The following is a 6348-nucleotide window of genomic DNA, read 5'->3' on the forward strand; positions in this document are numbered from 1 at the left end:
CCCCTTATTTAATATTCCTTTAGGCATATTCTTTAATCCAATTAAACCCATCTAACATAACCAACACATATAAACTAAGATAAATGTGGGAAGAAACCTGACTATTTGGTAAGATATAAAGTTCAAATGTAACGAAGTTTCAATATATGAAAAAATAAACCTAGCCTATTTTTAGTAAGCTGGGTTTATTATTAAGGTAGGATTTCTACTCTTAATTCAGAAATTTTTTGTAAGATTTGGAATTTTTGATACTCAATCTGACCAAGTTGTTGATAAAGTTGAGCTAGCGATTGGTTCGGTTCTGAGGCATTATCAACATCAATTTGAGTAGCTAATTAAAATGAACCGCTTTTCCCCACAAAGCCATCTAAATCTTTCAATTTTTTGGCGTATCTATGAATACCAGATTTAGACGTTTTATCAATCCACTGGCGAAGGTGTTTTACATTATATTTGCCCACATTGCTACGATAATGAAGGTAAATCAATAACGTTACAGCAACGTAGAAGACATTTGGGAGCAACAATAGTTTCTTCTAGTTATCAAGATGAATTTTATTGTGCCACTTGCAAGTCAGAATATCCTATCGCAAAGTTTTTGAAAACTTCAGAAGGCATAGTAAAGAAACAAAGTTATTAGCTTTTATTTAGAATACTGAAAAATAATGCAAGAAAGGTCAAAAAGTTTGAAGTGTAGCTTAGCCAGTCGCCACCACAGCCAAGATCCTTTTTTGCATTTTTCCATTTTTTTGACAATAAAATTGCTACATTTCACGGTTAAACCACGTTCAATAATGTAACAACAAATAACTCGTTTAAAATTAGCCATAATGGGTTCTCCAAGTTGTTTAATTTGTCGTTATTATTTCAATAAAGCCCATTCAAAGGTTATAAAGTAGTTTAAAATCCCTTTCCATAAGCATTAACTAAACTCCAGTTATCAACCAATCCTTGATAACTGGAGTTTTTTTATGCACACCTCACCCATCACCAAAATCGTGATCCATTGCTCAGCCACCCAAAACGGCAAGCAACTCCGCACCACCACTCAAACCGCCGCACAACGCATTGATGACTGGCACAAACAGCGTGTCTTTCGGTGTTTAGCGGACAACTACAAGCAATTCAATCCGCACTTACAACATATTGGCTACCACTTTGTGATTGACACCGACGGCACCGTTGAAACAGGTAGCAAAGAGGGAGAAACAGGCGCACACGTCAAAGGACATAATTTAAACAGCCTTGGCATCTGCTTAGTCGGCGGTATTACCAAAGACAAACGCAATCACAGCGAATATACGGAAGCCCAATCGCTTGCTTCACCAATTAGAAGCCAAATATCCCAGTGCTCGTATTTGTGGACATCGTGATTTAAGCCCAGACCTAAACGGCGACCGCACAATCACACCTAATGAATGGATTAAAGACTGCCCGTGCTTTGATGTGTGGAGTTGGCTGGATAGCGAGCAAGTTATCAATTACGAACATTTGTTTAAATAAATCTCCCCTAACCCCTCTTTACAAAAGAGAGGGACGGATAAGATCGATTTTGCCGAGCCAATCCCCAAAAGCGTAATTGAAACCATTGGCGAACAGTTGGAAGTGGAAGGCAAAGCCGTTGTTGAAACTTGGCTACAGGATATTCGCGACCGCTTAGGGCAAGCCGAAAGTTTGGAAGACTTCCGCAACCAGCTCGATAGCCTTATTCCCGAATTGAGCTATGCCGAATATGGTGAACTGCTAGCTTGGGGTTCAACTGCGGCACAGTTTGCAGGGCAACAATCTGTAGAAGATGAGCGTGCCAAGTCTCCCTCTTCAGTGAAGAGGGACTAGGGGAGATTTGTCAATGAAATTCACCTTTGAAAATCAAGTCAAATACTTTGAGAAAAAGCTCAATCTACCGACCAACAGCTATTTAGACGTATTGGGCGATGAACATGACTACTTTTTTACGGTGGCAGGCGCAAACCGCAATGAAGTGATGCTTGCCTTTCGTGAAGCAGTGGACGAAGCCATCAACAACGGCGAAACGCTGGAGAGTTTTCGCAAGCGGTTTGACGAAATTGTCGCTAGCACAGGTTGGGATTACAAGGGCGGTAGAAATTGGCGAACTCGTATTATTTACGACACCAACGTTTATGCAGCTTACAATCGCGGATGGCTGCAACAGCATTTAGACCTTGCTAATGTAATGCCTTATTGGGAATATCATCACCGCGACAACGCTCACCCACGTCAAGAGCATATTGATTTGGACGGCACAATTTTACCGGCAAATGATCCATTTTGGCGTTATTACTACCCCATTAAAGCCTACGGCTGCCATTGCACTGTCACCGCTCACGATGAGGATGATTTGAAAGAGATGGGTAAAACCGTCAGTCCATCGCCGGAAATTGAATGGCAGGAAAAACTAGTAGGCACACGTTCCGGCAATCCACGAATGGTACGCGTGCCGAAAGGCTATGATGTAGGATTTCAACCGCATAATTTTGAACGTTTGACTGCAGGGCGGAATGCGGACGTAGATCAGCTGTTGTTCAATAAATTTGTCAATGCCGAGCCAAAACTTGCCAGCCTGCTGGTTGAAAACGTGTTACAAAATCCCCGAGCGGTGATGATGTTAAACGGCGCAATGAAGTCGATGGTAGCTACCGTTGCCACCGAAAAAATGGCACGTGGACAAATGAAAAACGTAGGCGTTATTCCTGCGAAAGTCATTGATAAATTGACCGCACTTGAAAAGTGCTCCACAATCTGCCGTGATTGCCGTGCGTGATAAAGATATATTGCACGCCCTGCGTGATACCAAGCAAGCCAAAGGTATTAACCTGCCGATTGAGTTTTGGGAGCAGTTGCCAGAGAAGTTGAGAAATCCAAAGGCGATTTTGTTACAGGCAAAAGAACAGCAACGCAACAAGAACGCTGGCGATGTGCTGCTATTTATCTATGAAACTGAGAAAGGTAAGGTTGCTATCAAAATGGATTACGAAGTCAAAATCAAAGATGAATTAAGCGGCAAGAAACTCGCTCAAAAATTAAATGTAGTGAGAACAGCAAGTGCGGTTGAAGATTTTACTCAATTAGGAGCATTTGAAGTGTTATGGGGTTCATTGCAGTAGTTTGCCTGATTCGAACAGGATAATCAGCCGTCTTTCGACCCTGGCCCCTTTCCAGTTGGTAACCCCTACTGCAATGGTTTTACTATACGTCCAACTTATTTTTTAATCAATAGGAGAATAACAATGAACTTCTGGGAAGACGCTAAAAGTCAAGGCATGTACCCTGACTATTTAACAAAACAAGAAAAAGCCGACATTAAATCGGCTTTGCTAAGAAAATTTGAAAATAGCACTATGTCTTTATCAAATTATTTAGCAAGCGTTAAGATGCTGAATGATTACCCTGAAAAAGAGCAAGATTAACATCGCTGTAATTGTTTTGTAATTCCAAAGAGAGCTTTTTAGCGAACTCAACAAAATCAATGGCGAGGCTTTCGTGAGCTGCACTTTCTGGCATAGTGGGTAATTTATTTACTAAGATTTCTTTAGAACTCATTAACGCGATAGTATCTGCAATGTCTTTTTGCATAATAAATTCCTTAAATAAAGCGTGGCAACATTACCACGCTTTTATTCTACGAGATCAAGGTTATGATTAAAATCACCCTCAACGACACCCAAGCGGTCGCAAAACTGCACCATATTGCCAACCAACTGCAACACCCCCACAAGCTTTATGGCGTGCTGGGGGAAACCTTGAAGAAAATCCACGCGGAACGGTTTAAGCAGGAAGTTGATCCTGATGGTAACAAATGGAAGCCTCTTTCACCGCTCACCCAAGAGATAAAAGGCAACGACAAAATCTTAAAACATCAAGGCTATTTATCTGAGAGAACGGCTTACAACTACGATAACAACGGCGTTGAATTTGGTTCAGATGCCAAGTATGCCAGATTGCACCAATTCGGTGGTGTCATTAAACCGAAGAAAGGCAAGCGATTAAAATTTGGTAAAGGCGACAATGCCGTCTTCGCTAAACAGTCAAAAATTCCTGCTCGTCCGTGGTTAGGTCTCAATTCACAAAATGAGCAAAAATTATTAGAGAAAGCAAAGGCTGTTTTACAACGTCAAATCGACCAAAATCTATAGTATCGCCCAATTTTCAAAAATAACGCATAAAACGCCCATTGTGGCGTTTTAAATCCCATTTGATAAATTATCGCTTGAATAACCTTGAGCGTGTTTATAAACACCCGTAAACACGCAAAAACACGCCTTTTCTCCTTCTTCCCATTTCAAATTCCCTTTTTCAATCCTTAAACCAGTTTAAAAGCCCCAAGCGGTCATTTTTTCTATGATGTGTGCAAACAAGGAGAACGAAATGACCTTTATCGAAATTTTTAAAGCAGGCAAACGCCCAGATGCACACGGCACGGTGGTAGAAATCACGTCTGCCGATTTGCAACAAGCTGTTGATGCCTACGATGTCGCCTATCACGAAGCCCCAGCGGTAATCGGACACCCCACAATGGAAGCACCAGCCTATGCATGGGTAAAAGGCTTGCAGTTAGAGGGCGATGTGTTGAAAGCGGAGCTTGACCAAATCCACCCCGAATTTGCCGAAATGGTTGCTGATGTGCGATTTAAGAAAGCCTCTGCCTTTTTCTACCTTGCCAACAGCCCCGACAACCCAAAACAAGGCTCGCTTTATTTGCGCCACGTTGGCTTTTTAGGGGCTATGCCACCTGCGGTGAAAGGCTTGCGCAATCCTGAATTTTCAGAAAGTGAGCAAGGTATTGTGGATTTTTGCGAAGCAATGCCAAATGAACCCAATCAAACTGAACCAACTCAAGGAGAACCTGAAAAGAGTGCAGAAGAGAAAGCGGAATTAGACCGTTTGCGTGCTGAAAATCAGCAACTCAAAGATGAAAACGCCAAAGCGAAAGCGGAAAAGGCAGAAGCGGAACTCAACCAAGCCAAAGCCGAAAATGCCGACTTTGCGGAAGGCTTAGTGAAAGCAGGCAAACTCGCCCCGATTGCTAAACAACAAGCGGTCGATTTGTTGAATTATGCTTCCACCACAATGCAAGGTGGTGTGGTCGAGTTTGGTGAGGGAGATAGCCTATACAGCAAACTCAAAGCCTTTTTGGATGCGCAACCTCAAGCCGTAAATTTCTCTGAGGTAGCAACCAAAGAAAAAGCGACAACCGCACAAAATGACACGTTGGAATATGCCGAAGGCACGTCAGCTGACGCCATCGACATGGACAAAAAAGTCTGGGCTTACATGAAAGAACACAATGTAGATTACACAACCGCATTTAACGCAATCACTCAATAAAGGAGCAAATCAATGACTGATTTATCAAAACAAGGCGTCGTTGACCCGGTATTAACCGAACTCGCGCAAGGTTATTACAACGGCAACATGATTTCTGAAGTGTTGTTCCCTATCGCAGAAACCCAAAAAGAAGGCGGCAAAATCCCGACATTCGGTCGCTTAGCGTTCCGTTTACAAACCACAAAATGTGAGCTTCGTGCTGCATCAAATCGTTTAACGCCGGAAGATATTGGTTCATTGACCGTTGTTTTAGAAGAAAACGACATCGAATATCCGATTGACATCCGCGAAGTAAACGAAACTGAAGGTGTGTATCCGTTGCGCCAATACGCCACCGGTGTCACTCAAGACGTAATTGCTCTGGGTCGTGAGAAAGCTTGTGCAGACTTAGCCTTAAACGAAGCTAACTACGAAACAACAAACAAAGTGACTTTAAGCGGCACGTCTCAATTTACCGACCCTAATTCAGACCCGATTGGTGTGATTAAAACCGGTATTCGCGCAATTAAGCACACCACTGGTCGCAAACCAAACGTCTGCGCAATTTCCGGTGATGTGCTGGAAGTGTTAAGCGAACACCCGAAAGTATTAGAAAAAATCAAATACGTGGCTACCGCAGTTTTAACACCGGAAGACTTTGCAAAATTAATCAAAGTAGATCGTATTGTTGTGGGTGAAGCTGTGCATGAACAAGCTGGCGAATTAAAAGATATTTGGTCGAAAGCGATTGTGTTGGCTTATGTTGCGCCGCCATCAAAAGAGCAAAAACAAAATATCTACGAGCCATCATTTAGTTATACCGTACGCTGTAAAAACGGCTTGTATGTGGATACTTACACCGAAGTAGGTGGTAAAGTTGAAATCGTTCGTACTACCGATATCAATAAACCGTACATTGTGGGTAAAGCCGCCGGTTACTTAATCAAAGGCTGTATTTAAACCCGATTCAAACCACATTTAAACCCGTTTTAAGTGCGGTTGATTTTGACTTTATTTTTGGGG

The 6348-nt window shown here is 42.2% G+C and carries 5 protein-coding genes and 3 pseudogenes; 7 read left to right on the top strand and 1 reads right to left on the bottom strand.

All coding sequences use genetic code 11. The annotated features are described in order from the left end of the window. The first annotated feature begins 971 nt into the window (after positions 1-971). From HMPREF0027_RS05005 to HMPREF0027_RS12100, 4 genes and pseudogenes are all read left to right on the top strand, one after another. Positions 972-1503, top strand: a pseudogene (locus HMPREF0027_RS05005) (N-acetylmuramoyl-L-alanine amidase). After that, a pseudogene (locus HMPREF0027_RS05010) lies at positions 1504-1836 on the top strand (DUF935 domain-containing protein); the annotation flags it as partial. A gap of 13 nt (positions 1837-1849) precedes the next feature. Then, positions 1850-3125: pseudogene (locus tag HMPREF0027_RS05015) on the top strand (phage minor head protein). Positions 3126-3248: 123 nt separating this feature from the next. Continuing rightward, positions 3249-3428 (top strand): hypothetical protein, encoded by a 180-nt coding sequence (locus HMPREF0027_RS12100; protein ID WP_005622739.1) that lies wholly within the window; start codon positions 3249-3251, stop codon positions 3426-3428. On the opposite strand, the gene HMPREF0027_RS05025 is transcribed toward HMPREF0027_RS12100, so the two are convergent. Further along, the gene (locus HMPREF0027_RS05025; protein WP_005622740.1) at positions 3388-3594 is read right to left on the bottom strand and encodes a hypothetical protein; all 207 of its coding nucleotides are present in this window, start codon (positions 3592-3594) and stop codon (positions 3388-3390) included. The genes HMPREF0027_RS12100 and HMPREF0027_RS05025 overlap by 41 nt on opposite strands. Positions 3595-3656: 62 nt before the next feature. On the opposite strand from HMPREF0027_RS05025, the gene HMPREF0027_RS05030 reads away from it, so the two are divergent. The 3 genes from HMPREF0027_RS05030 (at position 3657) to HMPREF0027_RS05040 (ending at position 6285) form a co-directional block, all read left to right on the top strand. Then, complete coding sequence (locus tag HMPREF0027_RS05030; RefSeq protein WP_005622741.1) at positions 3657-4154, top strand: phage virion morphogenesis protein; 498 nt, start codon at positions 3657-3659, stop codon at positions 4152-4154. 232 nt (positions 4155-4386) lie between these two features. After that, positions 4387-5346: a hypothetical protein gene (locus HMPREF0027_RS05035; protein WP_044024292.1), complete on the top strand. Its 960-nt coding sequence runs from the start codon at positions 4387-4389 to the stop codon at positions 5344-5346. Positions 5347-5358: 12 nt separating this feature from the next. Next, a complete protein-coding gene (locus HMPREF0027_RS05040; protein ID WP_005622743.1) occupies positions 5359-6285 on the top strand; it encodes a hypothetical protein in 927 nt (308 codons plus the stop codon). Positions 6286-6348 lie beyond the last annotated feature (63 nt).

Source organism: Actinobacillus ureae ATCC 25976, assembly GCF_000188255.1.
In the GTDB taxonomy this organism is placed as follows: Bacteria; Pseudomonadota; Gammaproteobacteria; order Enterobacterales; family Pasteurellaceae; genus Actinobacillus; species Actinobacillus ureae.

Excerpts from the sequence above, each read along its gene's own strand:
- HMPREF0027_RS05030 (WP_005622741.1), top strand. The coding sequence starts at position 3,657 with ATGATTAAAATCACCCTCAACGACACCCAAGCGGTCGCAAAACTGCAC.
- HMPREF0027_RS05035 (WP_044024292.1), top strand. The coding sequence starts at position 4,387 with ATGACCTTTATCGAAATTTTTAAAGCAGGCAAACGCCCAGATGCACAC.
- HMPREF0027_RS12100 (WP_005622739.1), top strand. The coding sequence starts at position 3,249 with ATGAACTTCTGGGAAGACGCTAAAAGTCAAGGCATGTACCCTGACTAT.
- HMPREF0027_RS05025 (WP_005622740.1), bottom strand. The coding sequence starts at position 3,594 with ATGCAAAAAGACATTGCAGATACTATCGCGTTAATGAGTTCTAAAGAA.
- HMPREF0027_RS05040 (WP_005622743.1), top strand. The coding sequence starts at position 5,359 with ATGACTGATTTATCAAAACAAGGCGTCGTTGACCCGGTATTAACCGAA.